This is a genomic window from Flavobacterium sp. 9, assembly GCF_002754195.1.
Lineage (GTDB): Bacteria > Bacteroidota > Bacteroidia > Flavobacteriales > Flavobacteriaceae > Flavobacterium.
The window spans coordinates 2,824,973-2,844,383 of sequence record NZ_PEEU01000001.1 but is presented as its reverse complement, the minus strand read 5'-3'; the positions used below and the strand labels follow the sequence as shown (position 1 = coordinate 2,844,383).

Genomic DNA, 19,411 nt, shown 5'->3' with positions numbered 1-19,411 from the left:
AATCTTATGTTAACGAATTGTCGTTCTCATTAGGGAAAATGATCCATGGTTTGAAGGTTTTAGCCTCTTCAAATTCCAGGGTTGCATAGGATATAATGATAATAATATCGTCTTTTTGGACTTTTCTTGCTGCGGGACCATTTAGTGTGATCTCACCTGAATTTTTTTCTCCTTTAATGGCGTAAGTTTCAAAACGCTCACCATTATTGATATTTACAATAGCTACTTTCTCACCTTCAATAATGTTTGAGGCTTCCAGTAATGTTTCGTCGATAGTAATACTGCCAATGTAATTTAAATCAGCGCCAGTTACTTTTACACGATGAATTTTTGATTTTATAACTTGAATTTGCATGGTGCAAAGGTAAATTAATTTAATGAAATGGTATCAATCAGTCTTATAGAATTAACAAATACCGCTATAAATGCACGGTAATTTTTGTCTTTACTCTTATGATCGATAGGTAATAATGTGGATTCGTCAGCAATTACAAAATATTCGAGATCAAACTTTTTATTGTCTTTGAAAGAATTTTCTACAAAAGCGATGGTTTCTTCGGGAGTATTTGTCTGGAATATTTCTTTGGCTTCAGTCAAAACTTTATAAATAATAGAAGCTTCTTTTCTTTCTTCCGGCGTTAGACGCTCGTTTCGGGAACTCATTGCGAGTTGATTTTCTTCTCTAAAAATTGGACAACCAACAACATTTACAGGTAAATCGTTCTTTTCGACCATTTTCTTAACAATCTGTAATTGTTGAAAATCTTTTTCTCCAAAGTAAGCATTTGTTGGAGTAACGATTTCAAAGAGACGTTTTACGATGGTTCCGACTCCGTTAAAATGTCCAGGTCTGAACTTTCCTTCCATCTGATTTTCTAATCCGTCAAAGTCGAAAGATTGTGAAATTGTATGTCCTTCATAAATATCATCTACTGAAGGTGCGTATAAAATCATTTTGTCACTTAAACCTCGCATTTTTTTTACGTCTTCTTCAAGTGTTCGCGGGTATTTTTCGAGATCTTCGGGATTGTTGAATTGCGTAGGATTGACAAAAATACTCACAACTGTATCGTCATTTTCTTTAAGTGATCTTTGCATTAAAGCTAAATGCCCTTGGTGTAAAGCGCCCATTGTTGGTACAAATCCAATGGTTGAATTTGCCGTTTTGATAGTTTTTAAATACGCTATCAAAGCTACTTTACCGTAGAAAATATGCATGCCAGTATTATTAAAATTTAGTGCAAACATAATATATTAGTTATAAACTGCATAAATTTTTGTAATTTTGCAACGTTTTTATTACCAAAAATTAAGTAAAATACTATTATGAAAGATAAGAGGGTATTATATGTATCATCTGAAGTCGTGCCTTATTTGGCTGAAAATGAAGTTTCTTTAATGTCTTATGACGTTCCAAAAATGATTAACGATCAAGGAGGACAGATAAGAATTTTCATGCCAAGATATGGAAATATCAACGAAAGAAGACACCAATTGCATGAAGTTATTAGACTTTCAGGAATGAATTTGGTAGTGAATGACTTAGATATGCCATTGATTATTAAGGTAGCTTCAATTCCTAAAGAGAGAATTCAGGTTTATTTTATTGATAATGATGAATATTTTAAGCGTAAAGCAACTTTTGCTGACGAAGAAGGTGTTTTATATCCTGATAATGACGAAAGAGCAATATTTTTTGCAAAAGGAGTTGTTGAGACTGTAAAAAAATTGAATTGGGTTCCTGATATTATCCATGTTCATGGTTGGCTTGCAGCGATGTTGCCAATTTACATGAAACATTACTACAAAAATGAAGCTTTATTTTCTGAAACTAAGATTGTGACCTCTGTTTATGGGCAATCTTTTGATGAAAATTTAGATTTGGAAATGATAAACAAAGTTAAATTTGATGGCGTTCCACATGAATCAGTTGCTGATTTAGAAACCCCAAATTACGAGAATATCTTAAAGGCTAGTATCTTACATTCTGATGCCGTGATTATAGCATCTGAAAATGTATCTCCAAGTTTAACAAAATTTATAGAATCTTCAGGAAAACCTTTTTTACCTTTCGCCACGAAAGATGCATTCGCTGAAGCGTATACAAATTTCTATAAAACGATGGGTCTTTAAAAATTAACATTATTATTAAACATGTATAATACTTCTTTTATTAAGAAAATTCTATTAGTTGCAACTGTTGTTCTTTTGTATTCGTGCGATAAAGATTTTAACGCTATTGGTGAGGAATTAATTGGTGATAATCATTTTGATTTGGTTCCGGAGCAATATGGTGTTACGGCATTTAGTCAGGAAGTAACTCCTGTTCAGTCAAACGGATTGCCATTTTATAGTTTAGGGATTTACAATAATCCTGTTTTTGGTGAAACTACTGGAAATTTTGTTTCTCAGGTTGGATTAACTGCTTATAAACCAACTATTGGTGAAAGCCCTGTTATAGAAAGTGTAGTGCTTACAGTACCATATTTTAGCCATGCAACTGCTGTTGACCCAAAAGGAGGTAATGTTTATGCATTAGATTCTATTTACGGTCCAAAAGAAGGAAAACTTAAACTTAGCGTTTACGAATCCGGAGCGCAAATGTATAGTAGCTATTATGATGGTAATGGTTCATTACTTGGTAAGTTATATTATAGTGATCAGGACACAAATACTCCTCCATTGGCAGGAGAGGTGAATTTTAATACTAAAAAGCTTGGTGTTCCGTTAAATGATTCTCAAGACAAATCACAGAATGATAAGTTCTTTTTTAGTGCAAAACAAACGGTAGATTCAACTGTAGTAGATGCTAATGCTGCTATTAAAACATATACGTATCAATATTCAGCACCACAAATGCGTTTGGATTTGAATAAGGCTTTTTTCCAGACTAAAATTTTAAATGCGTCGGCTGCAAATCTTTCATCTGATGATGTTTTTCAGCAGTATTTTAAAGGTTTATATTTTCAGGTTGAAAAAGCGGTGGATGGTAGTCCGTCAAATATGGCATTCTTAGATTTTTTAAAACCTGCAGGACCAGCTAAAATTACCATAAAGTATAAGGCTAAAACTGCAATTACGACTGATGGTGATACAACAGAAGATAAAGTCATTACAATTAATTTGACAGGTGCAGGAACAAGTTTATTGAAAGATGCTAAGAGTTCTGTTTATTCAAATGGACTAGCTAATAGAAATAAAGATACCGGTGATGACAGACTTTATCTAAAAGGAGGTCAGGGATCAGTTGCTGTTATTAATCTTTTTGATAAAACAGATCTTATAGGATACGATAGTAATAATGTTTTGGTAAACAAACCTAATGGGGTTTCAGATGAATTAGACGAAATCAGACACAATGTTATCGTTAAAAAATGGTTGGTTAATGAGGCTAACTTAGTTTTTTATATTGATGCAGATAAAATGAAAACTGCAGAAAGAGAGCCAAAACGAGTTTATCTATATGACTTGGACAATAATACTATTATTGCTGATTATGTTGATAGTAGTACCAATGCTATTGATCCAAAACAAAGTAGATCTATTTTTGGAGGTATAATAGCTCTTGACGCAACAACTAAAAAGGGAGTAAGTTATAAAGTTCGAGTTACTAAACATATCAGAAATCTTATAAAAGATCCTACTATAAAAAATGTCAGATTGGGCTTATCAGTAACTGAAGGAATTGATGTTATTACGTCGAACAAATTAAGATTGAAAAACGATGTTATTTCAGAAGCGCCAAGAGGTTCAGTTATGGGGCCATTAGGAACAATATTATATGGTAATAATGTTTCTGCGGCTGATACAGATAAGAAATTAAAACTTCTGATTTACTACACGAAACCAAATTAATAAATATATATGTGTGGAATTGTTGGATATATCGGTCATAGAGAGGCGTATCCTATTGTTATCAAAGGATTAAAACGACTCGAATACAGAGGATATGATAGTGCTGGTGTTATGTTGTATGATGACCAGGATGGAATAAAACTTTGTAAAACAAAAGGTAAAGTTTCAGATCTTGAAACAAAAGCAAAAGATAATTTTACAACGAATGGAAGTATAGGAATTGGACATACACGTTGGGCTACACACGGAGTTCCAAATGATGTAAACTCACATCCACATCTTTCAAATTCTGGAGAGTTGGTTATTATTCATAATGGAATCATTGAGAATTATGCACCGCTTAAAGAAGAGTTAAAAAAAAGAGGTTATACTTTTAAATCGGATACAGATACTGAAGTTTTAGTGAACTTAATTGAAGAGGTTCAGAAAAAAGAAGGTATTAAGTTAGGGAAAGCAGTTCAGATTGCTTTAAATCAGGTTGTAGGAGCTTATGCAATTGCAGTTTTTGATAAAAAGAACCCAAACGAAATTGTTGCTGCAAGATTAGGAAGTCCATTAGCAATTGGTGTTGGAGAAGGGGAGTTTTTTATTGCTTCTGATGCTTCACCGTTTATCGAATATACTTCGAATGCAATTTATCTTGAAGATGGTGAAATGGCAAATATCAGATTGCACAAGCCTCTTAAAGTTAGAAAAATAAAAGATGACTCTTTAGTAGATCCGTATATTCAGGAGCTTCAAATGAATTTGGAGCAAATTGAAAAAGGAGGTTATGATCACTTCATGCTTAAAGAAATCTACGAGCAGCCAAGTGTTATAAAAGATACATACAGAGGAAGACTTCATGCAAATGAAGGAATTGTTCAAATGGCAGGTGTTGAGGATAATCTTGAAAAATTCTTAAACGCTGACAGAATCATTATTGTAGCTTGTGGTACTTCATGGCACGCAGGTTTAGTAGCAGAGTATATTTTTGAAGAGTTTACCCGTATTCCGGTTGAAGTAGAATATGCTTCTGAATTTAGATACAGAAACCCTATCATTAATAAAAACGATGTAGTTATTGCAATCTCTCAATCAGGAGAAACTGCGGATACTATGGCGGCTATTAAATTAGCAAAAGAAAACGGTGCTTTTGTTTTTGGAGTTTGTAATGTAGTAGGTTCTTCTATTTCGAGAGAAAGTCATGCTGGTGCTTATACACACGCAGGACCGGAAATTGGAGTTGCTTCGACTAAAGCTTTTACAACGCAAATTACTGTTTTAACAATGATTGCTTTGCGATTAGGTAAAGCTAAAGGAACATTATCAAACACTGATTTTCATACGTACTTGCAAGAATTAGAAATAATTCCAGAAAAAGTAGCTGAGGCATTAGAAACTAACGACAGAGCAAAAGAAATTGCAGCAGCTTTTAAAGATGCTCCAAACTGTTTGTACTTAGGTCGTGGATATAACTTTCCGGTAGCGTTAGAAGGTGCTTTAAAGCTTAAAGAGATATCTTATATTCATGCTGAAGGTTATCCTGCAGCTGAGATGAAACACGGTCCTATTGCGCTTATCGATGAGCATATGCCGGTTATCGTGATTGCGCCTAAACAAGGTCATTATGATAAAATTGTAAGTAATATTCAGGAAATAAAATCAAGAAGCGGTAAAATTATCGCTGTAGTTACTAAAGGTGATACACAAGTTCGTGAATTGGCCGATTATGTAATCGAGATTCCTGAAACTTCAGATGCTTTATCTCCATTGATTACAACTATTCCGTTGCAATTATTGTCTTATTACATTGCAGTAATGAGAGGATGTAATGTCGATCAGCCACGTAACCTGGCAAAATCAGTTACTGTAGAATAAAGTTTATAAAACTATATAGTTATTTAAAAGCGAGACGTAAGTCTCGCTTTTTTTATGCGCTTTTTTTAAAATGTTAAAAAGAATAATTAAAACTATTAAATACAAGATTAATCTCTTTTTGTATTGAATATGTGTTAATTACATGTGTTTTGCTGAAAAGTAAAATATTTTAACAGTATAAGTTTTAGTATTTGATGAATATAATTAATTTTTGTAAGAAATATTTTAAATTTTATACAATGAAAATAATTCTACTCCGTTGCTTATTTCTGTGCTGTTTTGCTGTAAATGCACAAAATGGAGTTGCTACATTTACTGGGACATAAATTTTAAGACTGTTTAAATAAAAATAAATATCTTAGAATTATGAAAAAACGAGTTTACAGTGCTGAGTTTAAATCATCAGCAGTACGATTAAGTTACGAGCGAGAAAACATCAAAGAATTAGCAGATGAACTAGGCGTCCAGGTAGAGCGTATTTATAAATGGAGGTCTTCTCAAAAAACATTTACTAATCTACAACCAATTATTTCTAAAAAGACAGAGATAGATTCTTTAGAAGTAAAACAATTACGAAAAGCCCTTAAAGAAAAAGAATTAGAGCTTGAGATATTAAAAAAGGCCGTTCACATCTTTTCCAAGAGCGATGGGAAATCTACCAATTTATAGTCAGCTATAAACATTTATATCCTATTGAAAAGATGTGCAGCGTTTTAAAAGTAAGCCGAAGTAGTTATTATAGATGGTTCAGTGGCGGTCCTTCTAATAGATTTATAGAAAATAGTCTATTTACAGATTTAATAAAAGAAGTTTTTGATCTAAGCAGTCAAACTTACGGAAGTCCCAGAATAGCGGAACAGCTAAAAAGAAAAGGATATAAAATATCCAAAAGGAAAGTTGCTAAATTGATGCTTCTTAATGGCTGGAGAAGTAAACTTAAAAGACGCTTTAAAGTAACCACAGATTCTAATCATCGATATCCAGTGTGCAGTAATCATCTCAATAGAAATTTTACACCAAAATCACTTAATGAGGTTTGGGTGTCTGATATAACCTATATAAGAACAGCTGCCGGCTGGTTATATCTTACTACTATTATTGATTTATATGACAGGCAGGTTATAGGATGGTCATTAAGCACACGAATGTATACCGATCAAACGATTATTCCAGCTTGGAAAATGGCAGTATCAAAAAGAGAAATAACAGAATCTTTACTTTTTCATTCAGATAGAGGAATACAATATGCTTCGATAGAATTCAGAAAATTGATTAATAAAAATACTTTAATCACTCAAAGTATGAGTAGAAAAGCTAATTGTTGGGATAATGCTGTAGCTGAAAGTTTTTTCAAGACCCTTAAAGCAGAACTTATCTATCAGCATAAATTCACAACCATTGAAGAAGCTAAATTAGCAGTCTTTGAATATATAGAAGTATGGTATAATAGAAAACGTCTGCATTCTTCTTTGGGATATAAAACACCTAAAGAAATGGAACTAGAATTTTATAAAATAGAAAGTGTAGCATAGGTCTTAGAAAATTTGTCCGACTTTTTGTTGCAAGTCCATTTTCGCCATGGATTAATAATGATAATACAGGGGGTAAAAATTATCAATTAAACCTAAATGAAGGAGGTATGTTTTATAGAAGTGGGTTCCCTTTGGATTCGCAATGGGGAGTATGGAGAGAAATCATAATGGCTAGTGAAAATGGTAATGTCGGTATTGGAACAACAACTACCGGAACTCATAAATTGGCAGTCGAAGGATCAATAGGCGCGCGAGAAGTAAAAGTGCAGGCTACAGGTTGGGCAGATTTTGTTTTCAAAAAAGAATACAACTTACCAACGCTTGGAGAAGTTGAAAAACATATTGCCGAAAAAGGGCATCTAGAAAATATTCCAAGTGAAGAAGAAGTTTTAAAAAGCGGAATCAATCTGGGTGAGATGAATGCTAAATTGCTTCAGAAAATAGAAGAAATGACTTTGTACATGATTACGCAGAATAAACAAATAATTGATTTGCAACAAAGATTAGAAAAAGTAGAAGTACATACAAGATAGTTTAAGACTACAAAAGTGTTAAAAAAGCAAGATTTACGTCTTGCTTTTTTTTATTGCCATATTTTTTTTCTTACCCATGTATTTTTATTAAATCCTTATTTTTTTTCTTAAAAATTATATGTATGCATAGTAATTTGTGACTTGAGTGTTTGATGTTTGATTTTAATTTAATAAATCGAACTGATGAATAGTTAAAATACTAACTAAAAACATGCTAAATATTAATTTATTTTAACGTTTTTTTATTAATATTAAAAATATTTGTATTTTGGCTATATAAACTAACCAAAAACAAACCTAACATGAGAGTGTATTTACTAATTATGTTGTTTTTCAGCGGAATATCTTTTGCGCAGAATACAATTACTGGTTCTGTTACTGACGGTAACAAACAAGCTATTCCTGGTGCCAACATTGTTATTGTAGGAGATCGCAGCGGTGCTTCTACTGACTTTGATGGGACATTTAAATTAACTACTTCAACTAAACCGCCATTTACTATTAAAGTTTCAGCCGTTGGATTTACTTCTAAAACGGTAAATGTTACATCGGCTAACCAAAAGATAGATGTAGTTTTGAAAGATGAAGAAAACAAACTGGATGAAATTGTAGTTTCTGCTTCAAGAACTCCCGAGCGTGTTTTGGAATCTCCGGTTACCATTGAAAGAATGGGAATTCAGGATATTAAAAAAACTGCTTCACCATCTTTTTATGACGGTATGGAGAATATGAAAGAGGTGCAGATGAATACAAGTAGTATGACTTTTAAATCTGTAAACACCAGAGGTTTTGCAACTGTAGCAAATACTCGTTTTATGCAATTGGTTGACGGAATGGATAACTCATCTCCATTGTTGAATTTTGTACTTGGTAATATGATTGGGGTTTCTGAGATAGATGTTCAGAATGTTGAGCTTCTACCGGGAGCTTCTTCTGCATTATATGGAGCAAATGCTTTTAACGGAATTTTGTTTATGAACAGTAAAAGCCCGTTTACAAGTCAGGGTATTTCGACTTACTTAAAAATGGGGCAAACTTCTCAAAATGCTGCAGGTAACAACATATATTATGATTTTGGGATTAGAATGGCTCATGCATTCAATAAATATATTGCTGTCAAAGCTAACTTTACTTATATGGAAGCTACTGATTGGTATGCAACAGATTATAGCGATAAAACGACTGCCGGAATCGATAGAAGTAATCCAAATTATGACGGAATAAATGTTTATGGTGATGAAGTTTCTACAAATCTAAAAGGTGTAGGGCAGTCATTAGCAAGTTTAGGATTGATTCCGGCTTCAGCTGTAAATTTATTGCCAAGTACTAATGTTAGTAGAACTGGTTATAAGGAGACGGATCTTACAGATAATAAAGCAGGTAATACCAAAATAGATTTTTCATTTCATGGAAGACCTTTTGGAGATGAAAGATTAGAGATTATCTGGCAAAGTAAATTTGGTTTTGGTAATGCTGTTTATCAGGGAGCAAACAGATATTATCTGAACAACTTCTCAATGCAACAACATAAAATAGAATTTAAAGGAAAAAATTTCTTTTTAAGAGGATATACAACATCAGAAGATGGTGGGCAATCTTATGATATGGTATTTACAGGGATTAATGTAGATAGAAAATGGAAAGATGATAAAACCTGGTTTGGTCAGTATGCAGGAGCGTATATTCAGTCTACTTTAGGCGGAGCTACTCCTGAACAAGCACATTCGATTGCGAGAAGTACTGCAGACACAGGACGTTACGTGCCGGGATCGCAAGCGTTTAAAAATGCTTTCAATCAGGTAATTGCTGATGAAAGTGTATTGACAGGTTCTAAACTGGTTGATAATTCCAGAATTTACCATTCTGATGCCAATTATAACTTTAAAGACATCATAAAATGGGCTGAAATTCAGGTTGGAGGATCTTTTAGATTGTACGAACTGAATTCGCACGGAAGAATTTATACAGATGCCAACGGTCCTATTAATTATAATGAATACGGAGCTTATACGCAATTGGCGAAAAAATTCATGGATGATAGACTAAAGTTCACGGGATCTATTCGTTATGATAAATCAAAAAATTTCGACGGAAATTTTTCTCCTAGATTAGCACTTGTGTATTCTGGAGGAGAAAAGAAGAATCATAATTTCAGAGGATCTTTTCAAACAGGTTTCAGAAATCCATCTACACAAGATCAATACATTGGTTTTAATATTGGAAATGCTGTGTTGTTAGGTTCTGCTCCGGATAACTTAGGAAGATTCAGCGAGACTTTTAATGTTAGTGCCGAAGGTCAGGCATATAATGGAGGAATAGCAACAAAAAATATGACAGGTTATGATGCTTATGATAACTCTTATGTCGCAAGTTCAGTAACTGCTTTTGCTGCTGCGGCAGGAACTAATCCGTATGAAGCTGTTAAATTATTGAAAAAAGCAAGAGCAAATTTGGTACAGCCTGAAAAAGTAAAAGCTTTTGAGTTAGGATATCGTTCTGTTTATGAAGGTTTCTCTATTGATGTAAACGGTTATTATAATATTTACAATGACTTTATTGGTAACCTTAATGTTATTTCTACTTATTACGGACAAGCACAGGATAGTCCAAACATTGGTAGTCCAACAACTCCTCCGTCACCAGCAGATAAAGGTTTTCAATCTGTTCGTGCAATCCAAAACGGAGAATACAGAGCATACCAATTATATACAAACTCAGATGTTGAAATTCATTCATTAGGTTTTGGTATTGGACTTTCTAAAAAAGTAATTGCTGATTTTGAATTAGGATTAAACTACAACTATGCGCAATTTGATTTTGATCAGGCAAAAGATCCAAGTTTTGAAGCTGGTTTTAATACGCCAAAACACAGAATCAAAGCGTCTCTTGGAAATGAGAAATTATTCAAAAACTTCGGATTCAATGTAAGCGGAAGATGGAATAGTGAATACATGTGGGAATCTAGTTTTGCTGATGGTTTAATTAAATCTGCTACAGTAATTGATGCGCAAATTAATTATGCAGTACCAGTATTGAAATCTGTTTTCAAATTAGGAGCAGCAAATATTGGAGGAAAAGAATATACTCAGGTAATTGGAGCAGGAGCTATTGGTCAGCAATATTTTGCTTCCTGGACAATCAATCCGTAATTGCAAAATCTCAGATAAAACAAATATGTTATTTACTTTTCTTAAGTAGGATTTAGAAAGTGATAATTTTAAAATATATAAATTATGATAAAAAATTTCAAATGGCTTTTATTGGTTTCGTTGACCTTTGGAGCCTGTAATAGTGATGACAATGCTACAACAGTAGTAGATTCGTCTGATGGATTGCCTTTGACTGCCGGTTCTGCCAATTTTTCAAAATATGTTGCATTAGGAGATTCTTTTGCTGCTGGATTTAGTGGGAATGCTTTATTTATTAAAGGACAAGAAGGAGCTTATCCAAATTTATTAGCACAGCAATTTGCTTTAGTAGGCGGTGGAGAGTTTAAAACCCCCTTTGCAAATGACAATATAGGAGGTTTATTATTGGGAGGAAATGTTATTGCGGGACCTCGTTTGTATTTTAATAATGTTATAACGCCAGAGCATCCTGCTTCAAGTGTTGATCCTGTAAGTGGAAAACCAACAACTGAAGTTACGGCGCACTTGTCAGGATCGTTTAATAATTTAGGAGTGCCGGGAGCTAAAAGTTTTCACTTGCTTGCGCCTGGTTATGGTAATCCTGCAGGAGTAGCAGTGGGAACGGCAAATCCTTATTTTGCTCGTTTTGCTTCAAGTGCTACCACAACCGTTTTAGCAGATGCTTTAAGTCAGAATCCTACTTTTTTCTCCTTATGGATAGGTGGAAATGATGAATTGGGTTATGCAACAGCGGGTGGAGATCCTGCAGTAAATCCTTTAACACCTCCTGCTACTTTTGACGGAGCTTACAAAGCTTTAGTTGGTCAGCTTGTAGCTGGTGGAAAAAAAGGTGTTGTGGCTAATTTGCCTGTTGTAACGACACTTCCTTATTTTCATGTTATAGCTTATAATCAATTAAGTCAGGCTAGTTTAACTGTTGGAGGAGTTAGTGTGGTCAATACGTTAAATGCGCAATTATACGGACCTATACATGGTGCGTTGGCTTATTTGGGTCAGGGAGATAGAATCAAGCTTTTGTCTACAACCGGGAATAACCCGATGATTATGGTAGATGAAAATTTACCTGACTTGTCTGCGAGTTTAAAAGCGGTATTAATGGGTGGCGGATTAGATGCTACAACTGCTACGGTATTGGGGCAGATTTTTGGAAGAGCAAGACAAACTCAGCCAACTGATTTAATTTGTTTAAGTGCTTCTTCAAGGATTGGTAAAGTTCCGTCGGTAGCGGCTGATGGAGTTGCTTCGCCTTCGCCATCTTTGTCGCAATTAGGAGTTACTTTTCCTTTACCTGACAGATATGTCTTGTTGCCAAGCGAAGTAGCAGAGATTGAAGTAGCTACTACAGCTTATAATGCAACAATTAAAGCAGCGTCTGACGCGAACAATTTGGCATTTGTAGATGCAAAAGCAATTATGGATAAATTAGGCACGCCAAACGGAATAACAGCTAATAATGTCACTTTGACTTCTACATTTGTAACCGGAGCGGCTTTTTCTGTAGATGGAGTTCATCCTTCTCCAAGAGGGTACGCTTTAATTGCAAATAAATTTATAGAGGCAATTAATGTAAAATACGGATCAAACCTTAAAGGTGTAGATGTAAGTAAATATCAGGTTTTGTTTCCGGCAGTATTACCATAAAGCCAAATTTTTTTTAGTAAGAAAGCCATGCATTTCTAAAATGTAGTGGCTTTTTTTTATTTTGGTAAAAAATGCTTTTTTCTGTATTTGGAGCCTGAGTTTTAGGAATCAAACAAAATAATAGTATTTTTTATAAAAAAAAATTGATTTTATATTTTAAAAAATTATCTTTGCGCTCTGAAAAAAGAGGTATTTTCGATAAACCTAAATAGCTATTTAATAAATACATAAGTAATGTCAAAAGTAATAGGAAAAGTTGCTCAAATCATTGGACCAGTAGTTGACGTAGTTTTCAACGGTAAAGATGTTGAACTTCCAAAAATTTATGATTCACTAGAAATCACTAAAAAAGATGGAACATTATTAGTTCTAGAAGTGCAATCTCACATTGGAGAAAACACTGTTCGTACCATTTCTATGGACTCTACAGACGGTTTGTCAAGAGGATATGAAGTAGTTGGAACTGGTAATCCAATCCAAATGCCAATCGGTCCAGATGTATATGGAAGATTATTTAATGTAATTGGAGATGCAATTGATGGTTTAGGAAACTTGCCAAAAACAGGAGAAAACGGTTTGTCAATTCACAGACAAGCACCTAGATTTGAAGATCTATCAACTTCATCAGAAGTTTTATTCACAGGTATTAAAGTAATCGATTTGATCGAGCCTTATGCAAAAGGAGGTAAAATTGGATTGTTTGGTGGTGCAGGTGTTGGTAAAACAGTATTGATTCAGGAGTTAATCAACAATATCGCAAAAGGTCACGGTGGACTTTCAGTATTCGCAGGAGTAGGAGAAAGAACACGTGAAGGAAATGACTTACTTCGTGAGATGTTAGAGTCAGGAATTATTAAATATGGTGATGATTTCATGCACTCTATGGAAAATGGAGGATGGGATTTATCTAAAGTAGATATGCCAGGAATGAGAGAGTCTAAAGCTACTTTCGTTTTCGGACAAATGAATGAGCCTCCTGGAGCTCGTGCTCGTGTGGCACTTTCAGGATTATCTATCGCTGAGTATTTCCGTGATGGAGCTGGAACTGATCAAGGTAAAGACGTATTGTTTTTCGTTGATAACATCTTCCGTTTTACACAAGCAGGTTCTGAGGTATCAGCACTTTTAGGACGTATGCCTTCTGCAGTAGGATACCAACCAACTCTAGCAACAGAGATGGGAGCTATGCAAGAGCGTATTACATCTACAAACAAAGGATCTATTACATCTGTACAGGCGGTTTATGTTCCTGCGGATGACTTAACTGACCCGGCGCCGGCTACAACTTTCGCCCACTTAGATGCTACAACTGTATTGTCTCGTAAAATTGCTGAGTTAGGTATTTATCCAGCGGTTGACCCGTTAGATTCTACTTCAAGAATTTTGACTCCTCAAATCTTAGGAAATGAGCACTACGACTGTGCACAAAGAGTAAAAGAGATTCTTCAAAAATACAAACAATTGCAAGATATTATTGCGATCTTAGGTATGGAAGAGTTATCTGAAGAAGATAAATTATCAGTATCTAGAGCACGTCGTGTTCAACGTTTCTTATCTCAACCTTTCCACGTAGCGGAGCAATTTACAGGTATTCCTGGAGTTTTGGTTGACATTAAAGATACTATCAAAGGATTTAACATGATTATCGACGGTGAGTTAGATCACCTTCCAGAAGCAGCTTTCAACTTGAAAGGTTCTATTCAGGATGCTATCGAAGCTGGAGAAAAAATGTTAGCTGAAGCTTAATATAATTATGAATTATGAGTTATAAATTATGAGTTTCAACTCACTTATAACTCATAACTTATAACTCATAACTAAAAAAAGATGATTTTAGAAATAGTATCACCAGAAGCAAAATTATTTTCAGGAGAAGTAACAGCTGTTACATTGCCTGGAGTTGATGGAAGCTTTCAAATATTGAATCACCACGCGCCTATCGTTTCTATTTTAGAAAAAGGAACTATTAAAATTGCAGCGCCAAGTTTCAATTTTCCTAAAGAGGTAGCGAGTAAATTCACGAAAGTAAATGACCAAACCTATACATTAGAAATTACGTCAGGTACTATCGAGATGAAAGACAATAAAATTATTGTATTAGTTGACTAAAACAATTTTAGAATAAATATAAAAAGCCATTCGTTATGCGAATGGCTTTTTTTTTGTGCTTATTTTCGATTAATGATTTTCTATTATTGTGCTATTCCCCAAAATCCGGTGGAAACATATGCATTTACAGTTAATCCGGAGATAATTGCCCAAGCTATAATACCGAAAGCACTTATTCCAAAAGCTTTTAGAAATTGAAGTTTAGCGCTTTTATTTATAAACTTATAATAAAAGACAGTAAAATAGAAGAGCTGAAACAGTAGAAAAAACAAAGCCTGATAATTACCTGAGAGATGTAATAATAAAGAAATAGGCAAAATTAAAAGTGTATTGACCAGTATACAAAAGCCCAGCATATACATTCCTGCGACCAAATGTTCTGTATAGTTGTAGTTTTCTTTTTTATAAAACAGCCAAAAGAAAAATGCAGTAAGCGGTAAAGCCATCATTGCCATTAGATTTGAGTACTTTCTCATGAAATGAAGCATTTTTTCTTTTCGTTCATAAAGATGTATGATTTTTTCTTTTTGAATCGGATCTGAAATCGCGCTGAGTTCCTGATTTTCTTTTTGAATATCAATAGGTGGTGTTTCTTTTGGGATATTAGAAATGAAAACAAAAATGGCTGCAACCAATAAGAAAAAATTAAGTGGCGCAAAGTACTTTTTTCTTTTACCATTGATATATTCTCTGGCTACAAGTCCGCTTTTTAAAGCTAAATCCCTAATGAGTTGAAAAATGCCTTTGTCAGCATGAGTAAAATAATGAACAGCTTCATGAAAAACCTCATGCGGACTTATGCGATGCAAGTTAACTTTTTGACTGCATTCAGGACAATACTTGAAATCTGGATAATTAGGTGTTTCACAGTTTTTACAAATAATCTTCATTTTTCTCTTTTTTTTAATGCAATATACAAATTAGTAAGAATCAGTTTATAATTTGAAAATTAGAGATATTAAGGTTTTAATTAACAATGATATGCGCTCTGAGATCATGTAATGTGAGAGAATTTTAAAATAAAGATGAAAAGTCAGATATTAATATCGGGTTTTTTTATACTCCATGTTTAAAGAAGATAAATCGTCTTTTAAATTAAATGTCAGAAAATTAACAAATTATGCAAAAAACACGCAAAAAATATGCAAATTTTTTGCTGCATACCTGATATATTTGTAAGTATATTAACACTTAAAAATATTATTATGAAAAAAGTTGTTTTAGGAATGCTATTAGTAGCATTAGGTTTTGGGACGATGTCTCTAACTACGAGTTCTGAGTATGTTGCCAAAACTTCAATGAATCAAAAAAAAGTTGTACTTGGTCCTACTTACACAATTCCTTGGAAAAGTTGTTGTGAATCACCGCTTACCCCTATTTATAATGACTTAGCTAAACGCGGGTATCCGGGTACAACTAATTTTACTATTAATAGTACCACAAGTACTACTGTAACTTATACGATCTGGTAATATTTGTAAGTATATTAATATTTTAAATAATTTATTATGAAAAAAGTTTTTTTAGGAATGTTATTACTAGCATTAGGTTTTGGGACAATGTCTCTAACTACAAGTTCTGATTATGCTGCCAAAACTTCAATGTCTCAAAAAGAAGTTGAAGTCGCAAAAGTTAAATTTGGTCCTACCTACACCATTCCCTGGAATAGTTGTTGCGAGTCACCTATTTTTACTATTGAGCGTGATATTGCGGCGCGAGGATTACCAGCAAGTACTAATTTTATAATTAAAAGCACTACAAGTACTACTGTAACTTATAATATTTTTTAATACGTCCAGAATATTAAACATTTAAGGAATTTACTATGAAAAAAGTTTTTTTAGGAATGCTATTACTGGCATTAGGTTTTGGGACAATGTCTCTGACCACAAGTTCTGATTCTGTTGCAAAAACTTCAATGAATCAAAAAGAAGTTAAAGCTGCAATTGTTGCATTTGGACCTACGTATACCTGTTCTTGGAATAGCTGTTGCGAATCGCCAATTACTGCTGTAGAACGCGATCTTATTCGTCGTGGATTGCCAGTTACAACTAATTATAATTTTAATAGTACCACAAGTTCTACTGTTACCTACACACTTTATTAATCTGTTTATAGGTAAAGTGTTTATTTCAAAATAAATTTAAAAGCCATTCGCTGCGGTGAATGGCTTTTTTGCTTTATTAAAAGCTGTATATTTGAACTATTAGAATCTCTTTATAAAATATTGATTGTTTATAAAAGCTCAGTAAGCTTTTATTATTTCGTTTTATCTGCTTGATAAAACGCAAATTATCTATGTCAAATTTTATAAAGAATACAAATGAAAAATATATATAAAGTTGCCGTTTTAGGCGGTGGCGGAAGAACTGGAAATTATCTTGTAAACCAGTTATTGAAAAAAGGATTTAGCGTAAAACTCTTGCTAAGAAATCCTGAAAAATCTACCATCCAAAGTCCTCAAATCGAAATCATCAAAGGCGACGCGCTTGATTTGGAAACTATCAAATCATTACTTCGGGATTGTCAGGCTGTAATTAGTACAGTTGGTCAAAGAAAAGATGAGCCGCTTGTGGCAAGTTTGGCTACGAAGAATATTCTGCAAGTAATGAACGATTACAAAATCGAACGTTATGTTTTGTTGGCCGGATTAAATATTGATACTCCGTTTGATAAAAAAAGCCCGAAAACAATAATGGCAACTGATTGGATGAAAGCTAATTTTCCTGTAATTCAAGAAGACCGCCAAAAAGCTTATGATTTATTGGTTGCAAGTACTGTAAATTGGACTCAGGTCAGAGTTCCTTTTATTGAATTTAATGATTTGAGCGGAGAGATTTCAGTTAGTTTAGAAGATTGTTCAGGAGATAAAATTAATGCAAATGACATTGCAAGTTTTATGATTTCTGAAATGATCGAATCTAAATACAGTAAAAAGTCGCCATTTATCAGCGCGATTTAAAACTTAAATAAAGAACAGCGGGCGATATCAAACCCGCTGTTTATTTAATTTGACTTCAATTTCATAACTTTGCTTTTATGAAATTACCGGAAAACCTGATTCAAAAGCTCGAAAATCGAAAGCAAAATAATTCGTTAAGACAATTGCCAAGTTTTAATAATCTTGTCGATTTTTCTTCAAACGACTATATTGGATTTTCAAAATCTGAAGCTGTTTTTAAACAGGCACATCATTATCTAATCGAAAATGATATTATTCAAAATGGTGCAACAGGTTCGAGATTAATTTCGGGAAACCATTCCTTATACCAAATTGCAGAAACTTTTATTGCGCAATTTCATGACGTAGAATCCGCTTTAATTTTTAATTCGGGTTATGATGCCAATGTTGGTTTTTTTAGCGCTTTACCGCAACGAAACGATGTTATTTTGTATGATGAATTAAGTCATGCTTCTATTCGGGACGGAATCGTAATGTCGAATGCAAAATCATATAAATTCAATCATAATGATTTTGAAGACTTAGAACGTCTTATTATAAAATTTCCCAACACAACTATTTACATTGTTACTGAAACTGTTTTTTCTATGGATGGAGATTCCCCAAACTTAGAAGAACTTGTTGCGTTGTCCGAAAAATACAATTGCTATTTAGTGGTTGACGAAGCGCATACTTTGGGAGTTTTTGGAGAAAAGGGTGAAGGTTTGACGCAATACTTCGAATTGCACAACAGGATTTTTGCCCGAATCATGACTTTCGGAAAAGGTTTGGGATGTCATGGCGCAGCAGTTTTAGGAAGTACAGAACTTAAAGAATATCTGGTAAACTTTGCCCGAAGCTTTATTTATACCACAGGATTATCTCCACATTCGGTTTCGACGATTTTAACCGCATATCATCAACTTGATTTAGAAGCAGAAACAATCGAAAAACTGCGCCAAAACATTGTACTTTTTAATCAGCAGAAAAATTTATTAGGCTTAAAGCCAATGTTTGTTCGAAGTAAATCAGCTATACAATCTGCTATTATTCCGGGTAACGAAAATGTAAAACGTTTGGCACAACAACTACAAGACAAAGGTTTTGATGTAAAGGCAATACTTTCGCCTACAGTTCCGGAAGGACAAGAACGCCTTCGTTTTTGTATTCACAGTTATAACTCACAAGACGAAATTAATCAAATCTTAGAATTGCTAAGAGACTTTGTATTTTAAATCATGCAAGAAAATTTTAAATTAGTTAGAAGTTTCCAATATTCATCGGAAGCACAAATTTTTAGTGGAAAATTAGAATCTGAAGGAATTGAAGTTTACTTGCGCGATAATAATACAGTGGATTCAAATCCTATTTGGAGTAATGCTGTTGGAGGAGTTAAACTTTTTGTTAAAAGTGAGGATTTCGAGAAAGCAAATTTAGTTTTATCTGAGGTTAGTCCGTTTTCTTTTGATGAAAATAATAGGCTGCTTAAATGCCCAAATTGTGGTGCAGAGGAGATAGAAATGGTTACTTCAATAAAAGATTTAAAGACACTTTTGGCTTTTGTTTTTTCATTACTTTTTGTTTTGATGCCTTTTTATTCAAGACATAGGTACAAATGCAATAAATGTAAATTTGAATTTAACTAGTTTTAATACGATTGTCAGGCTGAGCGAAGTCGAAGCCCATTCCAATTTGCAAGCCTTCGACTCCGCTCAGGGTGACATTTTGGTTTAATTACATCTCTACTTAAAAAAAACAGGGCTCTCAATGCCTTTGTTTTCTGACTTCTTT

19 protein-coding genes are annotated in these 19,411 nt (G+C 33.7%); 16 read left to right on the top strand and 3 right to left on the bottom strand.

The window, feature by feature from the left end; all coding sequences use genetic code 11:
- Positions 1–4: 4 nt before the first annotated feature.
- Together panD and panC are read right to left on the bottom strand one after the other, a co-directional pair.
- The gene (gene panD, locus CLU81_RS11605; protein WP_017495920.1) at positions 5–355 is read right to left on the bottom strand and encodes an aspartate 1-decarboxylase; all 351 of its coding nucleotides are present in this window, start codon (positions 353–355) and stop codon (positions 5–7) included.
- 14 nt (positions 356–369) lie between these two features.
- Positions 370–1,248, bottom strand: a complete 879-nt coding sequence (gene panC / locus CLU81_RS11600; RefSeq protein ID WP_099709945.1) for a pantoate--beta-alanine ligase — start codon at positions 1,246–1,248, stop codon at positions 370–372.
- A 78-nt stretch (positions 1,249–1,326) separates the two neighbouring features.
- On the opposite strand from panC, the gene CLU81_RS11595 reads away from it, so the two are divergent.
- The 10 genes from CLU81_RS11595 (at position 1,327) to CLU81_RS11550 (ending at position 14,679) form a co-directional block, all read left to right on the top strand.
- Positions 1,327–2,133: a glycogen/starch synthase gene (locus CLU81_RS11595; protein ID WP_099709944.1), complete on the top strand. Its 807-nt coding sequence runs from the start codon at positions 1,327–1,329 to the stop codon at positions 2,131–2,133.
- Between the two features lie 21 nt (positions 2,134–2,154).
- Positions 2,155–3,855, top strand: coding sequence for a DUF4270 domain-containing protein (locus CLU81_RS11590; RefSeq protein WP_099709943.1), 1,701 nt, complete (start codon positions 2,155–2,157; stop codon positions 3,853–3,855).
- 9 nt (positions 3,856–3,864) lie between these two features.
- A complete protein-coding gene (glmS, locus tag CLU81_RS11585) occupies positions 3,865–5,715 on the top strand; it encodes a glutamine--fructose-6-phosphate transaminase (isomerizing) (protein WP_099709942.1) in 1,851 nt (616 codons plus the stop codon).
- 366 nt (positions 5,716–6,081) lie between these two features.
- A complete protein-coding gene (locus tag CLU81_RS11580; protein WP_099707978.1) occupies positions 6,082–6,384 on the top strand; it encodes a transposase in 303 nt (100 codons plus the stop codon).
- Positions 6,327–7,247 carry an IS3 family transposase gene (locus tag CLU81_RS11575; RefSeq protein ID WP_144444448.1) on the top strand — a complete coding sequence of 307 codons (921 nt, stop codon included), beginning with the start codon at positions 6,327–6,329 and terminating at the stop codon, positions 7,245–7,247. Before CLU81_RS11580 ends, CLU81_RS11575 begins: the two co-directional genes overlap by 58 nt.
- Before the next feature lie 107 nt (positions 7,248–7,354).
- Entirely contained in the window at positions 7,355–7,780 is a 426-nt protein-coding gene (locus tag CLU81_RS11570; protein WP_233209695.1) for a hypothetical protein, read from the top strand.
- 302 nt (positions 7,781–8,082) lie between these two features.
- Positions 8,083–10,929 carry a TonB-dependent receptor gene (locus tag CLU81_RS11565; protein WP_099709940.1) on the top strand — a complete coding sequence of 949 codons (2,847 nt, stop codon included), beginning with the start codon at positions 8,083–8,085 and terminating at the stop codon, positions 10,927–10,929.
- Positions 10,930–11,013: 84 nt separating this feature from the next.
- The gene (locus CLU81_RS11560) at positions 11,014–12,570 is read left to right on the top strand and encodes an SGNH/GDSL hydrolase family protein (protein ID WP_099709939.1); all 1,557 of its coding nucleotides are present in this window, start codon (positions 11,014–11,016) and stop codon (positions 12,568–12,570) included.
- A 234-nt stretch (positions 12,571–12,804) separates the two neighbouring features.
- On the top strand, positions 12,805–14,316 hold the full coding sequence (gene atpD / locus CLU81_RS11555; RefSeq protein WP_099709938.1) for a F0F1 ATP synthase subunit beta: 1,512 nt from the start codon (positions 12,805–12,807) through the stop codon (positions 14,314–14,316).
- Positions 14,317–14,397: 81 nt separating this feature from the next.
- Complete coding sequence (locus CLU81_RS11550) at positions 14,398–14,679, top strand: F0F1 ATP synthase subunit epsilon (protein ID WP_099709937.1); 282 nt, start codon at positions 14,398–14,400, stop codon at positions 14,677–14,679.
- 83 nt (positions 14,680–14,762) lie between these two features.
- On the opposite strand, the gene CLU81_RS11545 is transcribed toward CLU81_RS11550, so the two are convergent.
- Positions 14,763–15,569, bottom strand: a complete 807-nt coding sequence (locus CLU81_RS11545) for a DUF3667 domain-containing protein (protein ID WP_099709936.1) — start codon at positions 15,567–15,569, stop codon at positions 14,763–14,765.
- 336 nt (positions 15,570–15,905) lie between these two features.
- Here CLU81_RS11545 and CLU81_RS11540 point away from each other — a divergent pair, with 336 nt between their 5' ends.
- The 6 genes from CLU81_RS11540 (at position 15,906) to CLU81_RS11515 (ending at position 19,266) form a co-directional block, all read left to right on the top strand.
- Positions 15,906–16,151 carry a hypothetical protein gene (locus tag CLU81_RS11540; protein ID WP_144444499.1) on the top strand — a complete coding sequence of 82 codons (246 nt, stop codon included), beginning with the start codon at positions 15,906–15,908 and terminating at the stop codon, positions 16,149–16,151.
- Positions 16,152–16,187: 36 nt separating this feature from the next.
- On the top strand, positions 16,188–16,469 hold the full coding sequence (locus CLU81_RS11535; RefSeq protein ID WP_099709934.1) for a hypothetical protein: 282 nt from the start codon (positions 16,188–16,190) through the stop codon (positions 16,467–16,469).
- Positions 16,470–16,504: 35 nt separating this feature from the next.
- Positions 16,505–16,786, top strand: coding sequence for a hypothetical protein (locus CLU81_RS11530; RefSeq protein WP_099709933.1), 282 nt, complete (start codon positions 16,505–16,507; stop codon positions 16,784–16,786).
- Positions 16,787–17,002: 216 nt separating this feature from the next.
- On the top strand, positions 17,003–17,641 hold the full coding sequence (locus CLU81_RS11525; protein WP_099709932.1) for an NAD(P)-dependent oxidoreductase: 639 nt from the start codon (positions 17,003–17,005) through the stop codon (positions 17,639–17,641).
- Between the two features lie 77 nt (positions 17,642–17,718).
- Positions 17,719–18,855: a pyridoxal phosphate-dependent aminotransferase family protein gene (locus CLU81_RS11520; RefSeq protein ID WP_099709931.1), complete on the top strand. Its 1,137-nt coding sequence runs from the start codon at positions 17,719–17,721 to the stop codon at positions 18,853–18,855.
- Between the two features lie 3 nt (positions 18,856–18,858).
- Positions 18,859–19,266 (top strand): DUF2007 domain-containing protein, encoded by a 408-nt coding sequence (locus tag CLU81_RS11515; RefSeq protein WP_099709930.1) that lies wholly within the window; start codon positions 18,859–18,861, stop codon positions 19,264–19,266.
- The last annotated feature ends 145 nt before the right edge of the window (positions 19,267–19,411 follow it).

Coding starts and splice junctions, on each gene's coding strand:
- panC (WP_099709945.1), bottom strand. CDS start 1,248: ATGTTTGCACTAAATTTTAATAATACTGGCATGCATATTTTCTACGGT.
- CLU81_RS11545 (WP_099709936.1), bottom strand. CDS start 15,569: ATGAAGATTATTTGTAAAAACTGTGAAACACCTAATTATCCAGATTTC.
- CLU81_RS11550 (WP_099709937.1), top strand. CDS start 14,398: ATGATTTTAGAAATAGTATCACCAGAAGCAAAATTATTTTCAGGAGAA.
- CLU81_RS11540 (WP_144444499.1), top strand. CDS start 15,906: ATGCTATTAGTAGCATTAGGTTTTGGGACGATGTCTCTAACTACGAGT.
- atpD (WP_099709938.1), top strand. CDS start 12,805: ATGTCAAAAGTAATAGGAAAAGTTGCTCAAATCATTGGACCAGTAGTT.
- CLU81_RS11530 (WP_099709933.1), top strand. CDS start 16,505: ATGAAAAAAGTTTTTTTAGGAATGCTATTACTGGCATTAGGTTTTGGG.
- CLU81_RS11520 (WP_099709931.1), top strand. CDS start 17,719: ATGAAATTACCGGAAAACCTGATTCAAAAGCTCGAAAATCGAAAGCAA.
- CLU81_RS11565 (WP_099709940.1), top strand. CDS start 8,083: ATGAGAGTGTATTTACTAATTATGTTGTTTTTCAGCGGAATATCTTTT.
- CLU81_RS11560 (WP_099709939.1), top strand. CDS start 11,014: ATGATAAAAAATTTCAAATGGCTTTTATTGGTTTCGTTGACCTTTGGA.
- CLU81_RS11580 (WP_099707978.1), top strand. CDS start 6,082: ATGAAAAAACGAGTTTACAGTGCTGAGTTTAAATCATCAGCAGTACGA.
- CLU81_RS11595 (WP_099709944.1), top strand. CDS start 1,327: ATGAAAGATAAGAGGGTATTATATGTATCATCTGAAGTCGTGCCTTAT.
- CLU81_RS11570 (WP_233209695.1), top strand. CDS start 7,355: ATGTTTTATAGAAGTGGGTTCCCTTTGGATTCGCAATGGGGAGTATGG.
- panD (WP_017495920.1), bottom strand. CDS start 355: ATGCAAATTCAAGTTATAAAATCAAAAATTCATCGTGTAAAAGTAACT.
- glmS (WP_099709942.1), top strand. CDS start 3,865: ATGTGTGGAATTGTTGGATATATCGGTCATAGAGAGGCGTATCCTATT.
- CLU81_RS11515 (WP_099709930.1), top strand. CDS start 18,859: ATGCAAGAAAATTTTAAATTAGTTAGAAGTTTCCAATATTCATCGGAA.
- CLU81_RS11535 (WP_099709934.1), top strand. CDS start 16,188: ATGAAAAAAGTTTTTTTAGGAATGTTATTACTAGCATTAGGTTTTGGG.
- CLU81_RS11525 (WP_099709932.1), top strand. CDS start 17,003: ATGAAAAATATATATAAAGTTGCCGTTTTAGGCGGTGGCGGAAGAACT.
- CLU81_RS11590 (WP_099709943.1), top strand. CDS start 2,155: ATGTATAATACTTCTTTTATTAAGAAAATTCTATTAGTTGCAACTGTT.